The organism is Lelliottia sp. JS-SCA-14 (genome assembly GCF_035593345.1).
Taxonomy (GTDB): Bacteria; Pseudomonadota; Gammaproteobacteria; order Enterobacterales; family Enterobacteriaceae; genus Enterobacter; species Enterobacter wanjuensis.
The window spans coordinates 4,782,444-4,803,387 of the sequence record NZ_CP141606.1 but is presented as its reverse complement, the minus strand read 5'-3'; the positions used below and the strand labels follow the sequence as shown (position 1 = coordinate 4,803,387).

General features: G+C 56.5%; 22 protein-coding genes. 9 read left to right on the top strand and 13 right to left on the bottom strand.

All coding sequences use genetic code 11. The features are described 5' to 3' along the window. Positions 1-71 precede the first annotated feature (71 nt). A complete protein-coding gene (yiiM, locus tag U9O48_RS22435; protein WP_285148585.1) occupies positions 72-746 on the top strand; it encodes a 6-hydroxyaminopurine reductase in 675 nt (224 codons plus the stop codon). A 112-nt stretch (positions 747-858) separates the two neighbouring features. On the opposite strand, the gene cpxA is transcribed toward yiiM, so the two are convergent. After that, positions 859-2,232, bottom strand: a complete 1,374-nt coding sequence (gene cpxA / locus U9O48_RS22430; protein ID WP_095283986.1) for an envelope stress sensor histidine kinase CpxA — start codon at positions 2,230-2,232, stop codon at positions 859-861. After that, entirely contained in the window at positions 2,229-2,927 is a 699-nt protein-coding gene (gene cpxR / locus U9O48_RS22425; protein ID WP_006179159.1) for an envelope stress response regulator transcription factor CpxR, read from the bottom strand. The genes cpxA and cpxR overlap by 4 nt, the downstream gene beginning before the upstream one ends. A gap of 150 nt (positions 2,928-3,077) precedes the next feature. Here cpxR and cpxP point away from each other — a divergent pair, with 150 nt between their 5' ends. The 6 genes from cpxP to U9O48_RS22395 all read left to right on the top strand — a co-directional run bounded on the left by cpxP (position 3,078) and on the right by U9O48_RS22395 (position 9,201). Beyond that, positions 3,078-3,578, top strand: a complete 501-nt coding sequence (cpxP, locus tag U9O48_RS22420) for a cell-envelope stress modulator CpxP (RefSeq protein WP_248859345.1) — start codon at positions 3,078-3,080, stop codon at positions 3,576-3,578. Positions 3,579-3,731: 153 nt separating this feature from the next. Continuing rightward, a complete protein-coding gene (gene fieF, locus U9O48_RS22415; protein ID WP_282492157.1) occupies positions 3,732-4,637 on the top strand; it encodes a CDF family cation-efflux transporter FieF in 906 nt (301 codons plus the stop codon). A 175-nt stretch (positions 4,638-4,812) separates the two neighbouring features. Next, positions 4,813-5,775, top strand: a complete 963-nt coding sequence (gene pfkA / locus U9O48_RS22410) for a 6-phosphofructokinase (RefSeq protein WP_100778363.1) — start codon at positions 4,813-4,815, stop codon at positions 5,773-5,775. Positions 5,776-5,985: 210 nt separating this feature from the next. After that, complete coding sequence (locus tag U9O48_RS22405; protein WP_282492156.1) at positions 5,986-6,975, top strand: sulfate ABC transporter substrate-binding protein; 990 nt, start codon at positions 5,986-5,988, stop codon at positions 6,973-6,975. 104 nt (positions 6,976-7,079) lie between these two features. Continuing rightward, positions 7,080-7,823, top strand: a complete 744-nt coding sequence (locus U9O48_RS22400) for a CDP-diacylglycerol diphosphatase (protein ID WP_324723226.1) — start codon at positions 7,080-7,082, stop codon at positions 7,821-7,823. Between the two features lie 73 nt (positions 7,824-7,896). Further along, positions 7,897-9,201, top strand: coding sequence for an SLC13 family permease (locus U9O48_RS22395; protein ID WP_324723225.1), 1,305 nt, complete (start codon positions 7,897-7,899; stop codon positions 9,199-9,201). A 71-nt stretch (positions 9,202-9,272) separates the two neighbouring features. Here the strand turns inward: U9O48_RS22395 and tpiA are convergent, their stop codons facing one another. Together tpiA and U9O48_RS22385 are read right to left on the bottom strand one after the other, a co-directional pair. Continuing rightward, the gene (gene tpiA, locus U9O48_RS22390) at positions 9,273-10,040 is read right to left on the bottom strand and encodes a triose-phosphate isomerase (RefSeq protein ID WP_100778367.1); all 768 of its coding nucleotides are present in this window, start codon (positions 10,038-10,040) and stop codon (positions 9,273-9,275) included. Between the two features lie 111 nt (positions 10,041-10,151). Then, complete coding sequence (locus tag U9O48_RS22385; protein ID WP_282492152.1) at positions 10,152-10,742, bottom strand: DUF1454 family protein; 591 nt, start codon at positions 10,740-10,742, stop codon at positions 10,152-10,154. 112 nt (positions 10,743-10,854) lie between these two features. Between U9O48_RS22385 and U9O48_RS22380 the strand changes: the two genes are divergently transcribed. Further along, positions 10,855-11,274 (top strand): DUF805 domain-containing protein, encoded by a 420-nt coding sequence (locus U9O48_RS22380; RefSeq protein WP_324723224.1) that lies wholly within the window; start codon positions 10,855-10,857, stop codon positions 11,272-11,274. Here the strand turns inward: U9O48_RS22380 and fpr are convergent, their stop codons facing one another. The 4 genes from fpr to U9O48_RS22360 all read right to left on the bottom strand — a co-directional run bounded on the left by fpr (position 11,275) and on the right by U9O48_RS22360 (position 15,666). Continuing rightward, the gene (gene fpr, locus U9O48_RS22375) at positions 11,275-12,021 is read right to left on the bottom strand and encodes a ferredoxin--NADP(+) reductase (RefSeq protein ID WP_324723222.1); all 747 of its coding nucleotides are present in this window, start codon (positions 12,019-12,021) and stop codon (positions 11,275-11,277) included. It abuts the gene before it with no gap. 96 nt (positions 12,022-12,117) lie between these two features. Next, positions 12,118-13,128, bottom strand: coding sequence for a class II fructose-bisphosphatase (glpX, locus tag U9O48_RS22370; protein ID WP_282492150.1), 1,011 nt, complete (start codon positions 13,126-13,128; stop codon positions 12,118-12,120). Positions 13,129-13,290: 162 nt separating this feature from the next. Continuing rightward, positions 13,291-14,799 (bottom strand): glycerol kinase GlpK, encoded by a 1,509-nt coding sequence (gene glpK / locus U9O48_RS22365; RefSeq protein ID WP_095283965.1) that lies wholly within the window; start codon positions 14,797-14,799, stop codon positions 13,291-13,293. 21 nt (positions 14,800-14,820) lie between these two features. Then, positions 14,821-15,666, bottom strand: coding sequence for an MIP/aquaporin family protein (locus U9O48_RS22360; RefSeq protein ID WP_282492149.1), 846 nt, complete (start codon positions 15,664-15,666; stop codon positions 14,821-14,823). A gap of 395 nt (positions 15,667-16,061) precedes the next feature. Between U9O48_RS22360 and zapB the strand changes: the two genes are divergently transcribed. Then, the gene (gene zapB, locus U9O48_RS22355) at positions 16,062-16,307 is read left to right on the top strand and encodes a septal ring assembly protein ZapB (protein ID WP_282492148.1); all 246 of its coding nucleotides are present in this window, start codon (positions 16,062-16,064) and stop codon (positions 16,305-16,307) included. A 59-nt stretch (positions 16,308-16,366) separates the two neighbouring features. Here zapB and rraA read toward each other — a convergent pair whose 3' ends face one another. The 5 genes from rraA to ftsN all read right to left on the bottom strand — a co-directional run bounded on the left by rraA (position 16,367) and on the right by ftsN (position 20,910). After that, positions 16,367-16,852 carry a ribonuclease E activity regulator RraA gene (rraA, locus tag U9O48_RS22350; protein ID WP_095283960.1) on the bottom strand — a complete coding sequence of 162 codons (486 nt, stop codon included), beginning with the start codon at positions 16,850-16,852 and terminating at the stop codon, positions 16,367-16,369. A gap of 92 nt (positions 16,853-16,944) precedes the next feature. Continuing rightward, entirely contained in the window at positions 16,945-17,865 is a 921-nt protein-coding gene (gene menA / locus U9O48_RS22345; RefSeq protein WP_285154625.1) for a 1,4-dihydroxy-2-naphthoate polyprenyltransferase, read from the bottom strand. Between the two features lie 67 nt (positions 17,866-17,932). Continuing rightward, the gene (gene hslU, locus U9O48_RS22340; protein ID WP_282492146.1) at positions 17,933-19,264 is read right to left on the bottom strand and encodes an HslU--HslV peptidase ATPase subunit; all 1,332 of its coding nucleotides are present in this window, start codon (positions 19,262-19,264) and stop codon (positions 17,933-17,935) included. 9 nt (positions 19,265-19,273) lie between these two features. Then, positions 19,274-19,804, bottom strand: a complete 531-nt coding sequence (gene hslV, locus U9O48_RS22335; protein ID WP_282492145.1) for an ATP-dependent protease subunit HslV — start codon at positions 19,802-19,804, stop codon at positions 19,274-19,276. Positions 19,805-19,896: 92 nt separating this feature from the next. Next, positions 19,897-20,910: a cell division protein FtsN gene (gene ftsN / locus U9O48_RS22330; protein ID WP_324723221.1), complete on the bottom strand. Its 1,014-nt coding sequence runs from the start codon at positions 20,908-20,910 to the stop codon at positions 19,897-19,899. Between the last annotated feature and the right edge of the window lie 34 nt (positions 20,911-20,944).

The window sequence follows — 20,944 nt, the reverse complement described above, 5'->3', positions numbered from 1 at the left end:
AAAGCTTGCACGCAGAAGAGGGAAAAGCGAGTCTGAGGGCTCGCTTTTTTTGCCTCAAGGAGCAACGAACCATGCACTATCCGGTGAATGTGTTTACAGGGAAGATCAGGGACTACGACGGCAGCCGCCCGAGCGCTATTGCCAAAGTCCAGGTCGACGGCGAACTGACTCTGACCGAACTCGGGCTGGCGGGAGATGAGCAGGCCGAGAAGAAAATCCACGGCGGGCCAGAGCGCGCGCTGTGCCACTATCCGCGCGAGCACTATCAGCACTGGGCGCGGGAATTTCCCGAGCAGGCGGATCTGTTCGTTGCCCCGGCGTTTGGTGAAAATCTGTCGACGGACGGGATGACCGAACAGAACGTGTTTATCGGCGATATTTTCCGCTGGGGTGATGCGTTGATTCAGGTGACGCAGCCGCGCTCGCCGTGCTTTAAGCTTAACTACCATTTCGGCATCAGCGATATGTCCGCGCAGCTGCAAACGGCGGGTAAAACCGGCTGGCTGTATCGGGTGATTCTGGCAGGGCAGGTGTCGGCAGATGCGCCCCTGGAGCTGGCTTCTCGCCTGAGCGATGTGTCGGTTTATGATGCCTGCGCGATTGCGTGGCATATGCCGTTTGATGATGAGCAGTATCGTCGTTTGTTGTCGGCAGCGGGGTTATCCACCAGTTGGACGAGAACGATGCAGAAGCGGCGTATTAGCGCACAGATCGAGGATAATTCACGGAGGTTGTGGGGGAAATAGGGGGTTCCGTGCGGCTTGCGTTGCCCGGTGGCGCTACGCTTACCGGGCCTACAAAACCCAAACCGAACCTGTAGGCCGGGTAAGGCGCAGCCGCCACCCGGCACCACAGCGACTACGAACGCTTGTACAGCGGCAACCACAGCGTCAACCGCAATCCACCAAGCGGACTATCATCGGCCTTCACCCAGCCGCGATGCTGCTGAATGGCGGTCTCAACAATCGCCAGCCCCAGCCCTGTCCCACCGGATTCGCGATCGCGCGCTTCATCGGTGCGATAGAACGGACGGAAAATCTGCTCGCGGTCTTCCGGGCTCACGCCAGGACCGTCATCATCCACGTTGATGGTGATGCCGTCTTTATCGACCGAGAACGCCACCTCAATCTTCGTATGCGAGTACCGCAGGGCGTTACGCACGATATTCTCCAGCGCGCTCTCCAGCGTGTTGGGGTTACCGTACAGCGGCCATGGGCCAGGCGGGAAGTTGACGGTGAACGACTTGCCCATCTGTTCCGCTTCAAACGCCGCGTTGTCCAGCACCTCGTGCCACAGGTGATTGGCTTTCACCGTTTCGCTCACCAGCGCGTTTTTCTGCTGATTGCGCGACATCACCAGCAGATCGTTGATCATGCTGTCCAGACGATGCGCTTCCATCTCGATACGCTCCAGCTCTTTGCTCTCACCACTGCGACGACGCAGCAGCGCGGTGCCCAGCTGTAAGCGCGTCAGCGGCGTGCGCAGCTCGTGGGAGATGTCCGACAGCAGGCGTTGCTGAGTGGTCATCATTCGCTCGAGCGCGGTCACCATCTGGTTAAAACTGGCCCCGGCGGCGAGGAACTCTTGCGGCCCGGCTTCCAGTTCCGGGTGCTGTCGCAGGTTGCCCTGCGCCACTTCATCGGCGGCGTTTTTCAGCTTACGCGCCGGTTTCGCCAGGCTCCACGCCAGCCATAACAGCAGGGGAGAACTCAGCAGCATGGTGACAATCAGCAGCAGCAGCGGTCGGTCAAACAGCAGGTTGATAAAGTCGGTCTGGGAGCTGCTCGCCGGGCGAATCAGATAGAGTTGGTAATTATCTTCCCCATCCTTGATGGAAAATGGCCCTACCATCTCTACCCGACCATATTTCTTTTTCTGCGGGTGATCGGCGTTATCCGCCTGGCCAATGAAGTTGCGGATGATCTGCATTTCATTGCGTTCCGCGCCAATCACGCGGCCTTCGCTGGTGACCAGCAGCAGGCGTTGTCCGGGCGGCGCCCACTTGTCGATAGCGCGAAACAGCCTGCGCCACCACATCAAATCGTTAGGCGGGTCGTTTGCCAGTTCGGCTTCCACGTGTTGCTCGATCATCACGCCCTGACGTTGCTCGCTGTCGAGAAGCTCCGTCATCTGGCGTGAGTCGAGTTTAGGCAACATCAAAACCAGCATTAAAACCAGTGCCAGCGTCAGCCAGAAAATGGCGAAGATGCGGGCGGTTAAACTGCCTATCATGAAGCGGAAACCATCAGATAACCGCGACCACGCAGGGTTTTAAACCATGGGTGACCGTCTTTGCGCTCCGGCAGCTTACGGCGCAGGTTAGAGATGTGCATGTCGATGGCGCGGTCAAACGGCGTAAGGCGCTTGCCGAGCACTTCCTGGCTTAAATGTTCACGCGAGACGACCTGGCCGAGATGCTGCGCTAACAGATACAGCAGGGTGAACTCGGTGCCGGTCAGTTCCAGCGTCTGGCCGTCGAAGCTTGCTTCCTGGCGACCTGGGTTCAGGCTCAGGGAGTCCACTTCTAAGGTCGGAGAACTGTTGTCCGTATTCTGCTGCTGCTCGCTCCAGTGGGAACGGCGTAGGATCGCGCGGATACGGGCGACCAGTTCACGGTCGTTAAAGGGTTTAGGCAGATAGTCATCCGCGCCCAGCTCAAGGCCGAGAACGCGATCCAGTTCGCTGCCGCGCGCGGTCAGCATGATAACGGGAGTCTGGTGTGTCTGGCGTAATTCTTTCAGCGTATCGATACCGTTTTTCTTCGGCATCATCACGTCAAGCAAAAGCAAATCAATGCTGTCGTCAAGCAGACTCAGCGCCTGTTCCCCGTCATGGGCAACCAGAACGTTAAAGCCTTCCATGTCGAGCAACTCTTTTAAAAGGGATGTGAGCTCTCGGTCATCATCAACTAACAGGATTTTATTCATTGTTTAAATACCTCCGAGGCAGAAATTACGACATCAAGGCTATCTAATCCATGACTTTACGTTGTTTTACACCCCCTGACGCATGTTTGCAGCCCGAATCGTAAACTAGCTCTCGTTGAATCGCGACACGAAAGATTTTGGGAGCAAGTGATGCGCAAAGTTACCGCTGCCGTCATGGCCTCAACACTGGCGTTTAGTGCTCTTAGCCAGGCTGCTGGAGTCATCACCGGCGATAACGGTCCCTCGGCAGAGGGTATTACGCAGCACAGTGGCCAAAGCAACATGTTTGACGGCATAAGTTTAACCGAACATCAGCGTCAACAGATGCGAGATCTGATGCACAGGGCACGACACGATCGACTCCCTGTTAATGTTAGCGAAATGGAGACAATGCATCGCCTTGTCACCGCAGAAAATTTTGACGAAAGCGCTGTACGCGCTCAGGCAGAAAAGATGGCGCAGGAACAAGTTGCCCGCCAGGTCGAAATGGCCAGGGTTCGCAACCAGATGTTCCACCTGCTATCGCCCGAGCAGCAAGCGGTTTTGAACGACAAACATCAGCAACGGATGGACCAGTTGCGTGAGGTTGCCCGGATGCAACAAAGCTCTGAGACAAAGTTTTTCAGTAGCAATACCCGTAGTAACCAGTAGACCCTGTTTTCCTTGCCATAGACACCATCCCTGTCTTCCCCCACATGATGTGGGGGTTTTTTTTGCCCTTCATTCAAGTTTGTTAACCGTTTATTCATCCTTTGACTCCTTTTCCATCCGTTATACTAGCGGCATGGCATGACAGGAGTGTTTATGAATCAATCCTATGGCAGGCTGGTAAGCCGTGCCGCAATCGCCGCGACGGTCATGGCGTCGTGTTTGCTGATCATCAAAATTTTTGCGTGGTGGTATACGGGCTCGGTCAGTATTCTGGCGGCGCTGGTGGATTCGCTGGTGGATATCGCCGCGTCCCTCACTAACCTGCTGGTGGTGCGCTATTCGCTGCAACCGGCGGATGAAGAGCACACGTTCGGCCACGGCAAGGCGGAATCGCTGGCGGCGCTGGCGCAAAGTATGTTTATTTCCGGCTCGGCGCTGTTCCTGTTTTTGACCGGGATTCAGCATCTGGCGTCACCGACGCCGATGAAAGATCCGGGCGTCGGCGTGGTGGTCACCGTTATCGCACTTATTAGCACAATTGTTCTGGTAACTTTCCAGCGCTGGGTAGTTCGCAGGACGCAAAGTCAGGCGGTACGGGCGGATATGCTTCATTATCAGTCTGATGTTATGATGAATGGCGCGATTCTTATTGCGCTCGGACTGGCGTGGTACGGATGGCATCGTGCCGACGCATTGTTCGCGTTAGGGATTGGGGTTTATATTTTATACAGCGCCCTGCGCATGGGGTATGAAGCGGTGCAATCGCTTCTCGACCGCGCGCTTCCCGATACCGAACGAGAAGAAATCTTTGAAATCGTCACCTCCTGGCCCGGCGTCAGCGGGGCTCACGATCTTCGTACGCGGCAGTCAGGGCCGACCCGCTTTATTCAGATTCATTTAGAAATGGAAGACAATTTACCGCTGGTTCAGGCCCACTTAGTGGCTGAACAGGTAGAGCAGGCGATTTTGCAGCGTTTCCCGGGTTCGGACGTGATTATTCACCAGGACCCCTGCTCAGTCGTACCCAGGGAAGGCAAAGGACATTTTGAGCTTTCGTAATTCGTTGTAAAAAAGTGAGCCAGGCCAGCATTTTGTGGATAAATTACCGCCATTGGGTCTGACCTGAATCAATTCAGCTGGAAGTGATTGATATACTATTTGCAGTATTGGTTGGTCGAATAGACGTCTTCCGGCAACAGATTTCATTTTTGCATTCCTAAGTTCAGAGGTAGTCATGATTAAGAAAATCGGTGTGTTGACAAGCGGCGGTGATGCGCCAGGCATGAACGCTGCCATTCGTGGAGTTGTGCGTGCAGCGCTGACAGAAGGTCTGGAAATTTTTGGCGTGTATGACGGTTACCTGGGTCTTTATGAAGACCGCATGGTGCAACTGGATCGCTACAGCGTATCTGACATGATTAACCGTGGCGGTACCTTCCTCGGTTCTGCGCGCTTCCCGGAATTCCGCGAAGAGCACATCCGCGAAGTGGCTATCGAAAACATGAAGAAACGCGGCCTCGACGCGCTGGTGGTTATCGGCGGTGACGGGTCCTATATGGGTGCAAAACGTCTGACTGAAATGGGCTTCCCATGCATTGGTCTACCGGGCACCATCGACAACGACATCAAAGGCACTGACTACACCATCGGCTTCTTCACCGCGTTGGGTACCGTTGTTGAAGCGATTGACCGTCTGCGTGACACCTCTTCATCTCACCAGCGTATCTCCATCGTAGAAGTGATGGGCCGTTACTGTGGCGACCTGACCCTGGCGGCAGCGATCGCGGGCGGCTGTGAGTTCATCGTGGTACCAGAAGTGGAATTCAGCCGCGAAGATCTGGTTAACGAAATCAAAGCGGGCATCGCGAAAGGTAAGAAACACGCCATCGTGGCGATTACCGAGCACATCTGCGACGTTGACGAGCTGGCAAAATACATCGAGACCGAAACCAAACGCGAAACCCGCGCCACGGTTCTGGGTCACATCCAGCGCGGCGGCTCACCGGGTCCTTACGACCGCATCCTGGCTTCCCGTATGGGCGCGTATGCCATCGATCTGCTGCTGCAGGGCCACGGCGGTCGTTGCGTCGGTATTCAGAACGAAAAACTGGTTCACCATGACATCATCGACGCGATTGAAAACATGAAGCGTCCGTTCAAAGGTGACTGGCTGGACTGCGCGAAAAAGCTGTATTAATTAGCTCTCGCGAACATCGTAGGCCCGGTAAGCGTCAGCGCCACCGGGCAAAAAAAGGCGGATGGCGCTGCGCTTATCCGCCCTACTTTTTTCTCCCTTTGAACATTTTTTATTCCACTCCGTTATAGCCAATCTTTTTTTATTCTTTAATCATTGGTTCGCTTTCTGGCACGCTGCATTCATCAAACACAACACAATGAGAGTTGGAAGATGAATAAATGGGGCGTGGGGTTAACGTTATTGCTGGCATCAAGCAGCGTTCTGGCGAAGGATATCCAGCTACTGAACGTGTCGTACGATCCGACGCGTGAGCTTTACGATCAATACAACAAAGCCTTTGCGGCCCACTACAAACAAGAAACCGGCGATAACGTGGTGATTCGCCAGTCGCATGGCGGCTCAGGCAAACAGGCGACCTCCGTCATCAACGGCATTGAAGCCGACGTGGTCACGCTGGCGCTGGCCTATGACGTTGACGCCATTGCGGAACGTGGTCGTATTGATAAAAACTGGATCAAACGCCTGCCGGACAACTCTGCGCCGTACACCTCGACCATCGTCTTCCTGGTGCGTAAAGGCAACCCAAAACAGATTCATGACTGGAACGACCTGATTAAACCAGGCGTGTCGGTCATCACCCCGAACCCGAAAAGCTCTGGCGGCGCACGCTGGAACTATCTGGCGGCGTGGGGCTACGCCCTGCATCACAACAACGGCGACCAGGCCAAAGCCCAGGATTTCGTCAAATCCCTGTTCAAAAACGTTGAAGTACTGGACTCCGGCGCGCGCGGCTCGACCAATACCTTCGTTGAACGCGGTATCGGCGACGTGCTGATTGCGTGGGAAAACGAAGCGCTGCTGGCGACCAACGAACTCGGTAAAGACAAGTTTGAAATCGTGACGCCAAGCGAATCGATTCTGGCGGAACCGACCGTTTCCATCGTCGACAAAGTGGTCGAGAAGAAAGACACCAAAGCGGTGGCAGAAGCCTACCTGAAATATCTCTACTCGCCTGAAGGCCAGGAGATCGCCGCGAAGAACTTCTACCGTCCACGCGATGCGGCGGTGGCGAAGAAATATGACAGCGAGTTCCCGAAACTGAAGCTGTACACCATCGACGAGGAGTTTGGCGGCTGGGCGAAAGCGCAGAAAGAGCACTTCTCTAACGGCGGTACCTTCGACCAGATCAGCAAACGCTAATCAACGCATGACACGGTGGCCCGGCGCGAGAAATCCGCCGGGCTTTTTTATTTGTCATGATTTTGCGTTACTCTTTCGCCTCTTACGAAAACAGGGAACGCGTTATGAAGAAGATCATTGCCCTCATTGTGGCTGTCGTTGTCCTCGCCGCTGGCGGCTTGCTGTGGATGAAGACCGGCAATCCCGACGCGTTACGCCACATCGTTCTCGACCAGTGTGTGCCGAATCAGCTGAACAACCGTCAGCCCGCGCCGTGCGCGCAGGTTAAACCGGACGCCGGGTATGTGGTGTTTAAAGACCGTAACGGCCCGCTGCAGTATCTCCTGATGCCGACGTACCGCATCAACGGCACCGAAAGCCCGCTGCTGACCGAGCCGCAAACGCCGAACTTCTTCTGGCTGGCGTGGCAGTCGCGCAATTTTATGAGCATGAAACGCGGGGCAGATGTGCCTGACAGCGCGGTCTCCCTGACCATCAACTCCCCGACCGGACGCACGCAGAATCACTTCCATATCCACATCTCCTGCCTGCGCGCCGACGTGCGGGAAAAGCTGGATGCGAATCAGGGGCAGATCAGCACCCAGTGGCTGCCGTTCCCCGGCGGGCTGGAAGGGCATGAATATCTGGCGCGACGGGTGACGGAAAACGAGCTGGTGCAGCGCAGTCCGTTTATGATGCTTGCCGATGAACTGCCGGAAGCGCGCGAGCACATGGGCCGCTTTGCGCTGGCGATGGCCCAGCAGTCCGACGGCTCCTTTGTGCTGCTGGCGACGGAGCGCAATCTGCTGCTGCTTAACCGCGCGTCCGCTGAGGAATTGCAGGATCATCAATGCCGTATCCTCCAGTAACCCCACCATAAATCGCGTTTACTCGCGCTGCCTGTCCCCGTAGACTTGCTGAAAAAATCTACAGGAGACAGGTATGTCGCTCTGGTTTACCCACCCACTGTTCCTGCCCTCGGTTATCGTTGGCGTCACCATCGTGCTGTGGGCGACCTCGCTCCTGCCGGAATTTATCACCGCGCTGCTGTTCTTCACGGCGGCGATGACCGCCAAAATCGCGCCACCGGATGTGATTTTTGGCGGCTTTGCGTCCTCGGCGTTTTGGCTGGTGTTCAGCGGATTCGTGCTCGGCGTGGCGATCCGTAAAACGGGCCTGGCGGACAGGGCCGCGCGGGCGCTCTCGGCGAAACTCACCGATTCGTGGCCGCTGATGGTGGCGAGCGTGGTGTTGCTGAGTTACGCCCTCGCGTTCGTGATGCCGTCGAATATGGGCCGCATCGCGCTATTGATGCCGATTGTGGCGGCGATGGCGAAACGGGCCAGCATCGCGGACGGCTCGCGGGCGTGGTATGGCCTGGCGCTGGCCGTCGGGTTCGGCACTTTTCAACTCTCGGCGACCATCCTGCCCGCTAACGTCCCGAACCTCGTGATGAGCGGCGCGGCGGAAGGCTCATACGGTATCCACCTGAACTACGTGCCCTATCTGCTGCTGCATACGCCGGTACTCGGTATTCTCAAAGGACTGATTCTGATCGGTCTGATCTGCTGGCTGTTCCCAGGCGCGCCGAAACCCGCGCGGGATCTCGTCCCCGCTGAGCCGATGGGGCGCGATGAGAAGCGTCTGGCGTGGCTGCTGGCGGTGGTGCTGGTGATGTGGGTGACGGAGAGCTGGCACGGCGTAGGCCCGGCCTGGACGGGGCTGGCGGCGTCGGTGATTGTGATGCTGCCGCGCATTGGGTTTATCACCGGCGAAGAGTTTTCGGCGGGGGTGAATATGCGCACCTGCATCTATGTGGCAGGAATTCTGGGGCTGGCGATCACCGTGACGCAAACGGGTATCGGTAGCGCCGTCGGTGAGGCGCTGCTGCGCCTGATGCCGCTCGATGCGGATAAACCCTTCACCAGTTTCCTTGCCCTGACTGGCATCACCACGGCGCTCAACTTCATCATGACCGCCAACGGCGTGCCCGCGCTGTACACCACCCTGGCGCAAAGTTTCTCGGATGCGACCGGTTTTCCGCTGCTGTCGGTGATTATGATTCAGGTGCTGGGATATTCCACGCCGCTGCTGCCGTATCAGGCGTCGCCGATTGTGGTGGCGATGGGGCTCGGGAAAGTGCCTGCGAGAGCGGGGATGTTGCTGTGTCTGGCGCTGGCGGTGGCGACGTATGTGGTGCTGCTGCCGCTGGATTATCTGTGGTTTAGCGTGTTGGGACGGCTGTAAAAAAACCCGGTGGCGGCTTCGCCTTACCGGGCCTACGACTCATGGGCGGGGCTCACCCGCCACATCGGCAATTAAGCCTGTTTAGCCGCTTCTGCTGCTTTAACGATCACCGCGAAAGCGTCTGCTTTCAGGGATGCGCCGCCAACCAGCGCGCCGTCGATGTCCGGCTGGGTGAACAGCTCTGCTGCGTTAGACGCATTTACAGAACCGCCGTACTGAATGATCACTTGCTCAGCCACTTTCGCGTCGGCTTTAGCAATGTGGTCACGGATAAATTTGTGAACAGCCTGTGCCTGCGCTGGAGTCGCAGATTTGCCGGTACCGATCGCCCAGACTGGTTCGTAAGCGATAACCACGCCTTCGAACGCTGCTGCGCCCTGAGTTTTCAGCACTGCGTCGATCTGACGTGCGCACACTTCTTCGGTTTTGCCCGCTTCGTTTTCTGCTTCGGTTTCACCGATGCACAGAACCGGAGTCAGACCCTGTTCTTTCAGCACAGCGAATTTCTTCGCGATGAACTCGTCGGATTCTTTGTGGTAAGTACGACGCTCAGAGTGACCGATGATGATGTACTGTGCGCCGATATCTTTCAGCATTTCTGCAGAGGTTTCACCGGTGAATGCGCCAGACAGGTTAACGTCCACATTCTGTGCGCCCAGCACGATGTGGCTGCCGTCAGCGGCGTGTTTAGCCAGATCCAGATAGATGTCTGGTGGAGCGATCGCTACCGCACAGCCGGTCACGCCAGCCAGCTCTTTACGCAGGTTGGCAATCAGCTCGTTTACCATGTGGCGGCTGCCGTTCAGTTTCCAGTTACCCATCACTAAAGGATGTCGCATTTCAATTCTCCACGCTCAATAAGCGAATTAAGGATTATGGCCGCCCGTGAGAGCAGCATGGTCTGTGAATCAGTATAGAGATTTTCCCTCGAAAGGCTTTGCTTTTTGTCATTAATTCGCCCCTCCGAGTGCGTCAGATAGTGCCAGCTTAATCGGTTCAACAGCGAAGGTCAGTCCCTTTTCGCCGTTATCTGCGACAACATAGCGGATCGCGCCTTCCGTTTCGGCGTAGTAGCGTTTGTTTTTGCCGCTGGTCAGCAGTTTTTGCAGCTTTTGCTGACTCTGGGCTTTGGTCAGAATCGGGGTGAAGGCGCGCAAAATGGCGCTCATGTACTCCAGCGCTTTGGCTTTCGCGGCTTTTTGCTCTGGCCCCTGAATCGGCAACCAGGTGATTTGCATGCTTTTGATCTTCAGCGTGCCGCGCTCCAGCGCCGTGGAGGCGTACAGGTTTTCGTTAATTTTGCTGGCGGCGCGGGTCAGGGTAGGGGTATCGCGGGCGCTGTCGATGGCGCGGAATTCGCCCAACGGCAGTTTCGGGTTCTCTTTGTTGAAGGCTTCGCGAAACTCACTGATCGACTGATCAAACGACGGCGCGCCCTGCAAAAGATAGGGCGCAGTCGCCGGCGCGTCGGCGGCGAAAATGGAAAAGCTGGCGCTCAGCAGGGTGCAACACAGCCAAAAAGAGTAAGCCCAACTTTTCATGAAGATTGTCCCTGTACGTTACTGTTCATGATTAAAACGATATCTGGTCTGCTTGTCAAAAAGTCACCACTCCAGGGTAAACTACGCGCCATACGATAATAAGGAACCTGACATGACCATACAGCAGTGGTTGTTTTCATTCAAAGGGCGTATTGGACGCCGTGATTTTTGGATCTGGATTAGTACGTGGATTGTCGCGATGCTGGTGCTTTTCGGCCTGGCCTACAGCAACTGGCTGGGCACCCAAACGGCGGCGTTTGCGCTGGTGTGTCTGCTCTGGCCAACGGCGTCGGTGATGGTTAAACGTCTGCACGATCGCGGACGCTCCGGCCTGTGGGCGCTGCTGATCATTCTGGCGTGGATGCTGGTCGCAGGAAACTGGTCGATGTTGCCGTCCATTCTGCCGTGGGTGGTGGGCAAACTGATCCCGACCGTCATTTTTGTGATGACCGTGATCGACCTGGGCGCGTTTGTTGGCACCCAGGGCGAAAATAAATACGGGAAAGACACCCTGGACGTGAAGTACCTCTGATCACCAGTAGTGTTCAGCGGTCATATGGCCCGGTCGACGACGCAAGTGTTTGGTCATCTGCCGGGAATCTTTCAGCAACTGCTGGGTATCGCGCACCATCTGCGGGTTACCGCACAGCATCACGTGGCTGTTTTCGGTGGTCATCGTCAGCCCAACGGCTGCTTCAAGCTCTCCGCTCTCAATCAGCGCCGGAACGCGCCCGGTCAGCGAGCCTTCCGCCGTTTCGCGGCTCACCACGGTCTGGATTTTCAGCTTCCCTTCGTAACGCTTTTCCAGTTCCTGCATCAGCGGGAGATAGCTCAGGTCGGCGGCATAGCGCGCGGCGTGAACCAGCACGATATTGTTGAACCGCTCCAGATCCTGTCCGTACTGCAAAATGGACAGATATGGCCCGATGGCGGTGCCGGTCGCCAGCATCCACAGGGTGTCGCAGTCTGGAATCTCCTCCAGCACGAAGAAACCCGCCGCTTCGCTGACGATCTGAACTTCATCGCCCGGTTTCAACGCTGCCAGACGCGGACTTAGTTTACCGTCAGGCACGGTGACCAGATAAAACTCCAGATCCGGATTATCGGGCGCATTGACGTAGGAATAGGCGCGCTGCACGCGTTCGCCGTCAATCTCCAGCCCCAGCTTGGCGAATTGCCCGGCGGTAAAAGGGTGAATGGGAGCATGCACGGTGAGGCTAAATAGTGCATCGGTCCAGAACTCTACCTTAGTGACTTTTCCTGTTACCCACTCCGCCATAACATTCTCCTGAGCTGTTTTCTTACGCTATCTTCCATTCTTGCGAGGGAGATTTCCAGCCTGCTGCGGCTGGAAAGCTCATTCGAACAAATTGCCTTACAGAATGTGCGTCTGTACGTTCGGGTCTTTGCGATCGAGATAGTGAATCGACTGAATGCGGCGGATAGTGCGGGATTTGCCGCGAATCAGCAGGGTTTCGGTGGTCGCCATATTGCCCTTGCGGGTGATGCCGTCCAGCAGATCGCCTTTGGTGATGCCGGTGGCGGAGAAGATGACGTTATCGCTGCGCGCCATCTCGTCGAGGCGCAGCACTTTGTTGGCCTCGATGCCCATCGCTTTGCAGCGTGCCAGCTCGTCTTCGCCGATGCGACGGTTCTCTTCGCTGTCGCCTTTGACGTCATGACGCGCCAGCAGGCGGCCCTGCATATCGCCGTCCAGCGCGCGAATGACCGCGGCAGACACCACACCTTCCGGTGCGCCGCCGATGCCATACAGCACATCGACTTCGCTGTCTGGCATACAGGTCAGAATCGACGCCGCGACGTCGCCGTCAGGAATGGCAAACACCCGCACGCCCAGCTGCTGCATCTGCGCAATGGTGGCGTCGTGGCGCGGTTTTGCCAGAATGGTGACGGTGAGTTCGCCGAGCGGTTTACCCAGCGCGGCAGCGACATTGCGCAGGTTCTCTTCCAGCGGCAGGTTAAGATCGATAGATCCTTTTGCGCCCGGCCCGACAATCAGCTTTTCCATGTACATATCAGGGGCGTTGAGGAAGCAGCCTTTGTCGCCGACGGCCAGTACCGCCAGCGCGTTGGCCTGACCCATGGCGGTCATGCGGGTGCCTTCGATCGGGTCGACGGCGATATCCACGGCGTCGCCGTTGCCGGTCCCGACTTTTTCACCGATGAAAAGCATCGGCGCTTCGTCGATCTCGCCTTCGCCGATGACGATGGTACCGTCAATGTTGACCTGGTTGAGCATAATGCGCATCGCGTGGACGGCAGCACCGTCAGCGATATTTTTATCGCCGCGGCCTAACCATTTGTAGCCCGCCAGGGCGGCGGCTTCGGTTACGCGGGAGAATTCGATAGCAAGTTCACGTCTCATCAGATACTCGTGCAGTCAAAAGGAATTGCACGAAGTTTATCACAGAGTGGTCGAGGGTGCGGTTTGATGCCCTCACCCCGGCCCTCTCCCACGGGGAGAGGGAGAAAACCGGCGAGTTCCCTCTCCCTTTGGGAGAGGGTTAGGGTGAGGGGAATGGTCGAATTACTCGTCGTGATCTTCCCACGCCAGCGCGCGTTTCACCGCTTTTTTCCAGCCGCTGTAGCGAACGTTACGCTCGGTGGTTTCGATGCCTGGGCGGAATTCGCGTTCGATAACCGCTTTCTCCTGCAGCTCGTCCAGGTTCTGCCAGAAGCCCACCGCCAGACCGGCCAGATACGCCGCGCCCAGCGCCGTCACTTCACGCACTTCCGGACGCTCCACGCGGGTGCCCAGAATGTCGGACTGGAACTGCATCAGGAAGTTGTTCGCCACCGCACCGCCGTCCACGCGCAGGGCGTGCAGACGAATGCCGGAGTCGGCCTGCATCGCTTCCAGCACGTCGCGCGTCTGGTAGGCGATGGATTCGAGCGTGGCGCGAATGATGTGGTTGGAGTTCACACCACGCGTCAGGCCGAAGATGGCGCCACGGGCATACGGGTCCCAGTACGGCGCGCCCAGGCCGGTGAATGCTGGCACCACGTACACGCCGTTGGTGTCTTTCACTTTGGTTGCGAAATACTCGGAATCGAACGCGTCGCTGATCAGCTTCATTTCGTCGCGCAGCCATTGAATAGACGCACCCGCCATGAATACCGCGCCTTCCAGGGCGTAGTTCACTTCACCTTTCGGACCGCAGGCGATGGTGGTCAGCAGGCCGTTTTCTGATTTCACCGCTTTCTCGCCGGTGTTCATCAGCATAAAGCAGCCGGTGCCGTAGGTGTTTTTCGCCATCCCTTCTTTCACGCACAGCTGGCCAAACAGGGCCGCCTGCTGGTCACCGGCGATGCCGGAGATCGGAATACGCGTGCCGCCTTTCCCGCCGATGTTGGTCTGACCGTAGACTTCGGAAGACTTGCGCACTTCCGGCAGCATGGCGCGTGGAATATCCAGTGCGTCCAGCATCTTGTCATCCCACTCGAGGGTGTTGATGTTGAACATCATGGTACGAGAGGCGTTGGTGTAATCCGTCACGTGTACGCGCCCCTGCGTCATCTTCCAGATAAGCCAGGTATCGACGGTACCGAACAGCAGTTCGCCGCGTTTCGCACGCTCACGGGAGCCTTCCACGTGGTCCAGAATCCACTTCACTTTGGTGCCGGAGAAGTACGGGTCAACCACCAGGCCGGTGGCGCTGCGGATGTACTCTTCCATGCCGTCGCGCTTGAGCTTTTCGCAGATGTCCGCGGTACGGCGACACTGCCAGACGATGGCGTTATAAATTGGCTTACCGGTTTCGCGTTCCCAGACAATCGCCGTTTCACGCTGGTTGGTAATGCCGATCGCGGCAATTTCGTCGGAGCTGATGTCGGCTTTCGCCAGCACTTCGACCAGCGTGGAGCTCTGCGTCGCCCAAATCTCCATCGGGTCGTGCTCAACCCAGCCTGGCTTAGGGTAAATTTGTTCGAATTCGCGCTGTGACACGCTGACGATATTCGCGTCATGATCCATTACGACAGCGCGGGAGCTGGTAGTGCCCTGGTCGAGCGCAACGATATATTTTTTGTCGGTCATAGTATGTGTCCCGTAGTCAGATTACAGCGAAGCATTTTGTTGTGTGGCAGAGGTCGTTTCCTTCTCTTCTTCCACACAGGTGTCGCACGGTAAGTGGCGACCAATTAATTTACGATAGCCGAACGCACCCAGCGCAGCCCCTACAATCGGGCCGAACAGCGGCACCAGGAAGTAAGGAATATCTTTCGCGCCGGTGAAGGCCACGTCGCCCCAGCCTGCGAAGAAGGCGAAGGTTTTCGGTCCAAGGTCACGCGCCGGGTTCATCGCAAAGCCGGTCAGCGGCCCCATGGATGCGCCGATCACCGCAATCAGCAGGCCGATCAGCAGCGGTGCCAGCGGGCCACGCGGAATGCCGTTGCCGTCATCGCCCAGCGCCATAATGACGCCCATCAGAATAGCGGTAATCACCATCTCAACCGCGAACGCCTGCACAAAATTGATATGTGGGTTCGGATAAGTGGAGAAGATACCGGCCAGATCAAGACTTTCGACGCTGCCGCGCACCATATGATGCGTCTGTTCGAAGTCGATGAAAAGATTGTAATAAAGCCCGTAAACTAATGCCGCTGCGCAAAAGGCGCCGGCAAATTGTGAAATGATGTAGGGTACGACTTTGCGTTTGTCGAAGCATGCGAACAGCCACAGCGCGATGGTCACCGCCGGGTTGAGATGTGCACCGGAAACCCCTGCGGTCAGGTAGATGGCCATCGCCACGCCCAGACCCCAGATAATGCTGATTTCCCACTGACCGAAGGTGGCGCCCGCCACTTTCAGTGCTGCGACACAGCCTACCCCGAAGAAAATCAACAACCCGGTACCAAGGAACTCGGCGATGCACTGGCCTTTTAAGGTTGATGTCTGACTCATAATCGGAATCCTGAAGAAAGATGAATGTTATTGTTAGCGCAGCGACAGCGGACAGCCACGATGTCCTGTAGACATGGTGTTAATTTATCGTTAACGAGCAAAAACGAGAAATATCGAAATCAAAATGTGTGTGCTGCGTCAATAAAATGAGCGTTATCGCGCCATAAAGCGCATTTTTGCATCATTCTGAAAATGAGAGCTGAATAATTTCATTAACTAAAGTATTAACAATTTAGGGGTATATGCGGCGAACGCACCAGGACCAGGCCGAAAAGTGTTGCAAACCGCAATCTGCGCGGCGTGCCGCTGGACAGGGACGACGGCGCTCCATACAATCGACAACTATATGTCGTGCGCGTTTTCGTTAAAGCGTCGCCTTGCAATTCAGGAGAGGTATGACCATGTCATTAGAAGTGTTTGAGAAACTGGAATCGAAAGTACAGCAGGCGATTGACACCATCACGCTGCTGCAGATGGAAATCGAAGAGCTGAAAGAAAAGAATAATTCGCTGTCGCAGGAAGTGCAGTCTGCTCAGCACGGCCGCGAAGAGTTAGAGCGCGAAAACAGCCAGCTGCGTGAGCAGCAGAACGGCTGGCAGGATCGTCTGCAGGCGCTGCTGGGGCGTATGGAAGAGGTTTAATTCCGTAGCTTATACAGAAAAGTAGGCCGGGTAAGCGCAAGCGCCACCCGGCTTTTTTTTTACTCGATATCCAGCGGATCTTCGGAAAGGATAATACCGGTATTGTCGGCGTAGAGATGGTCGCCGGAGAAGAAGGTCACGCCGCCGAAGTTGACGCGCACGTCGCTTTCGCCGATGCCGTCACCCGCCGCGCCCACTGGAATGGCCGCGATGGCCTGGATGCCAATATCCAGCTCTTCCAGATCGTCCACCTGGCGCACAGAACCGTACACCACCAGGCCTTCCCACTCGTTTTGCACGGCAAGACGGGCAAGATCGGCGTCGATTAACGCGCGACGCATTGAACCCCCGCCATCGACCAGCAGAATGCGACCCCGGCCGTTCTGTTCGAGAAGTTCATACAGCAACCCGTTATCCTCGAAACATTTTACCGTGATGATCTGTCCGCCAAACGACGACCGTCCACCAAAGTTGGAGAACAGCGGTTCCACGACGTTGACATCTTCCTGGTAGATGTCACAAAGCTCGGAAGTATCGTATTTCATAGGTTTACTGTCTGGTTGCTGCGAATGTGTTCAGTATATCGCGCGAATCGCATTGTTTGCAAAATCATCAATTGTTAATTGATATTTGTCAGTTAACCGACCGTCTGACTCAGCACAATTCCGATAACAAATAACAGGTTAGTCAGCAGCGCCCCTTTTACCGTGCGTTCGAGCATCGGCGGCATCGCAGCGGGGCTTTTCTCGCGCATCACGAAGCGCGCCTGTTTGACTAGCAGCGGTGCGGCCAGGACGAACAACCAGCCCCAGATGCTGTGCAGGGAAATCAGGTTAAACAGCGCCAGGCAGACCAGCGCGCCCATCAGCAGACCGGTGTGATAGCGACGTGCATTCACCGGGCCTAAGCGTACCGCCAGGGTGTTTTTGCCGTTCAGACGATCGCTGTCGATATCGCGCAGGTTGTTGATGTTCAACACCGCCGCCGCGAGTAAACCGCAGGCAGTTGCCGGGAGGAACAGCGCCGGGATCAGCGTGTGAGCCTGCAGATACCAGCTTCCCATCACGCTCAGCCAGCCGAAGAACACCAGCACGGAGATATCACCCAGGCCAATGTAACCGTACGGGCGTGTGCCGACGGTGTAGGTAATCGCCGCGATAATCGCCAGCAGCCCCAGCACCATAAAGCCAATAAAATCCGCGGTGGTTTTACAGGCGACCGACACCAGCGACAGCCCTGACAGGCAGATCAGCACCACGGTGATAATCAGCGCGCGCTTCATCTGCGCCTGGGTAATCACCCCTTTCTGCATCCCGCGCAGCGGCCCGATGCGGTCAGGTTTGTCGCTACCTTTCACCGCGTCGCCATAGTCGTTGGCGAGGTTCGAGAGGATTTGCAGCAAACCGGCGGTGATCAGCGCCAGGACTGCCACCAGGGGATCGAAATGCCCTTGCCACCAGGCCAGAGCGGTGCCCACAACGATGGCGGCAAACGCCAGGGGTAAGGTCTTAGGACGCAGGCTTTCAAGCCACGCCTGAGTACGGCTGATATCAGTCATAGTATTTAGCCAATAAAAATGGGGGCAGTAGCCCCCATCAATGATGATGAAATTACATTAAGCGCGATTATAGGATAAAACGGCTTAGATCTTCATCTGCCACTAACGCATCCAGATGTTTACTCACATAATCTGCATCAATGGTAATGCTCTGACCGGTCAGATCGCTGGCTTCGTAAGAGATATCTTCCACCAGACGCTCCAGCACCGTGTGCAGACGACGCGCACCGATGTTCTCGGTGGTTTCGTTCACCTGCCATGCGGCCTGAGCGATACGTTTGATACCGTCTTCGGTGAACTCGATGTTCACGCCTTCGGTCGCCATCAGCGCTTTGTACTGCACGGTGATGGAGGCATTTGGCTCGGTCAGGATGCGCTCGAAATCTTCGGTGGTCAGCGCCTGGAGTTCAACGCGAATCGGCAGACGACCCTGCAGTTCCGGGATTAAATCGGAAGGCTTCGCCACCTGGAATGCGCCGGACGCGATAAACAGGATGTGGTCAGTTTTGACCATGCCGTGCTTGGTCGACACGGTGCAGCCCTCGACCAGCGGCAGCAGGTCGCGCTGAACGCCTTCGCGAGACACGTCCGGGCCGTTGGATTCGCCGCGTTTACAGATCTTGTCGATTTCGTCGATAAACACGATGCCGTGCTGCTCAACCGCGTCGATCGCGTCCTGCTTCAGCTCTTCCGGGTTCACCAGTTTCGCCGCTTCTTCTTCAATCAGCAGCTTCATCGCGTCTTTGATTTTCAGCTTACGCGGTTTTTGCTTCTGGCCGCCCAGGTTCTGGAACATGGACTGCAGTTGGCTGGTCATCTCTTCCATGCCCGGAGGGGACATGATTTCGACGCCCATCGGTGCCGCCGCGAGATCGATCTCAATCTCTTTGTCGTCAAGCTGACCTTCACGCAGTTTCTTGCGGAAAGACTGGCGCGCCGCGGATGGCTCAGCCGGTTGCTCTGACTGGCCCCAGTTATTTTTCGCCGGTGGGATCAGGGCATCGAGAATACGCTCTTCCGCCATCTCTTCGGCACGATAGCGGTTTTTCTCAATCGCCTGAACGCGGACCATTTTGATCGCCGAGTCGGTCAGATCGCGGATGATGGAGTCCACTTCTTTACCAACATAGCCCACTTCGGTGAACTTAGTCGCTTCGACTTTGATGAACGGCGCGTTGGCGAGTTTCGCCAGACGACGGGCGATTTCGGTTTTACCGACACCGGTCGGGCCGATCATCAGAATGTTTTTTGGCGTCACTTCATGGCGCAGCTCTTCGTCGAGCTGCATGCGGCGCCAGCGGTTACGCAGGGCAATGGCAACGGAGCGTTTGGCGTTATCCTGGCCAATGATGTGCTTGTTCAGCTCGCTGACAATTTCGCGTGGGGTCATTTCAGACATGGGAGATCCTTACGCTTTAGAGTTCAATTCTTCGATGGTATGGAAGTGGTTGGTGTAGATGCAGATATCACCTGCAATACCCAACGCCTTCTCGGCAATTTCGCGGGCGCTCAAATCGGTATTTTCCAGCAGAGCGCGCGCTGCGGCCTGGGCGTAAGGACCGCCGGAGCCGATAGCAATCAGATCGTTTTCAGGCTGAACGACGTCGCCGTTCCCGGTGATGATCAGGGAGGCGTTTTCATCGGCGACGGCCAGCAGCGCTTCTAGTTTGCGCAGCATGCGGTCGGTACGCCAGTCTTTCGCCAGCTCAACGGCGGCTTTGACCAGATGGCCCTGATGCATTTCCAGCTTACGTTCAAACAGTTCAAACAGCGTGAAGGCGTCTGCGGTGCCGCCTGCAAAACCGGCGATCACTTTGTCGTTATACAGACGGCGAACTTTCTTCACGTTGCCTTTCATGACGGTATTACCCAGCGTGGCCTGGCCGTCGCCGGCGATTACCACATGGCCGTTACGGCGTACACTTACAATTGTTGTCACGAGCAGACCCCCTGGTTACAAATTGGGAACAGATACCCCGAGCCTGAGCTCGGGGCTGAATAGAATGATAGATGGGGGGGATTTTGGGGGTTTCAACCCCCAGAGGCGAGTCGAATGCAGTTTGTGTGGCCAGCGACCTTCAGACGGCTGATGGTGCCATCCGCGTTATCTTTGCCTTTCACCGGGCCAATCACCACGCGATTCCAGCCATTGTTGGTGGTAATGCGTGAATCAAATCCTTCGAACGCGAGCTGGGCGCGGACGGTTTCGGCCTGCTCTGCGCCTTTAAACGAACCGCACTGCACCATCCAGCGGCGCTCGTCTTTTTTCTCTGCCGTTTGCTTCGGTGCTTCGGTAGTCTGAGTCACCGGGGCGCTCTGCTGAGGCTGTGCTTTCGGCTGCTGCGCGGCGGTATGGGCAGGCGTTTGCAGCAGATCCTGATACGGCTGAGTCGACGTCGCAGGTTTTTGCGTTTGTGCTTTCGGCGGCTGTTGAACCGGCTGGGTCTGCGCCGTGCGCGTTTGCTGCTGCGGCTGCTGATACGGCTGTTCCGTCACGCGAGGCTGAGTACGAGGCTGCTGCACTGGCTGCGTTTGCGTCCACTGCTGTTGCTGCTGCACCTGTTGCTGAACCTGACGCTGACGTTGCAAGGTTTGCTGGCGCTGCTGCGGCGTCTGTTCGTTCCACGGCACTTCGTTCAGCTGCGTCGGCTGCTGGCGCATATCGGCCTGCATCTGGGCCAGCAACTGGCGTTGTTCGTTGGTGAGCTGATCGGCGTTTTTCACCTCACCACCGGCAGAAGGCTCGGTGGGCGCACGCACGCCCGGCTGGCGGCTTTCCAGCTCTTTGATGTAGCGCCAGCGCTCTTCAGGTTTCGGCGGCAAACCATTTCCCACCACTTTGCTGCCCTGAAGGGCTTCAGCATCTTCTTTCTTGTGGTGAGTAATAAAGTACAGACCACCGATGAAGGCCACCAGAACGGCGGCAGCAATCGCGACCATTGCTGGCGAGACAGAAGGCAGACTACGCTGCTTGCTCCGTGAGGTGCTCTTTTTGCGTCGCGAAGGTGCCGGCTGGCCGCGACGTACATAATCTCGTTGTGCCACTATCGTTTCGCTGTATTTATTCGTTCGTCAGCCC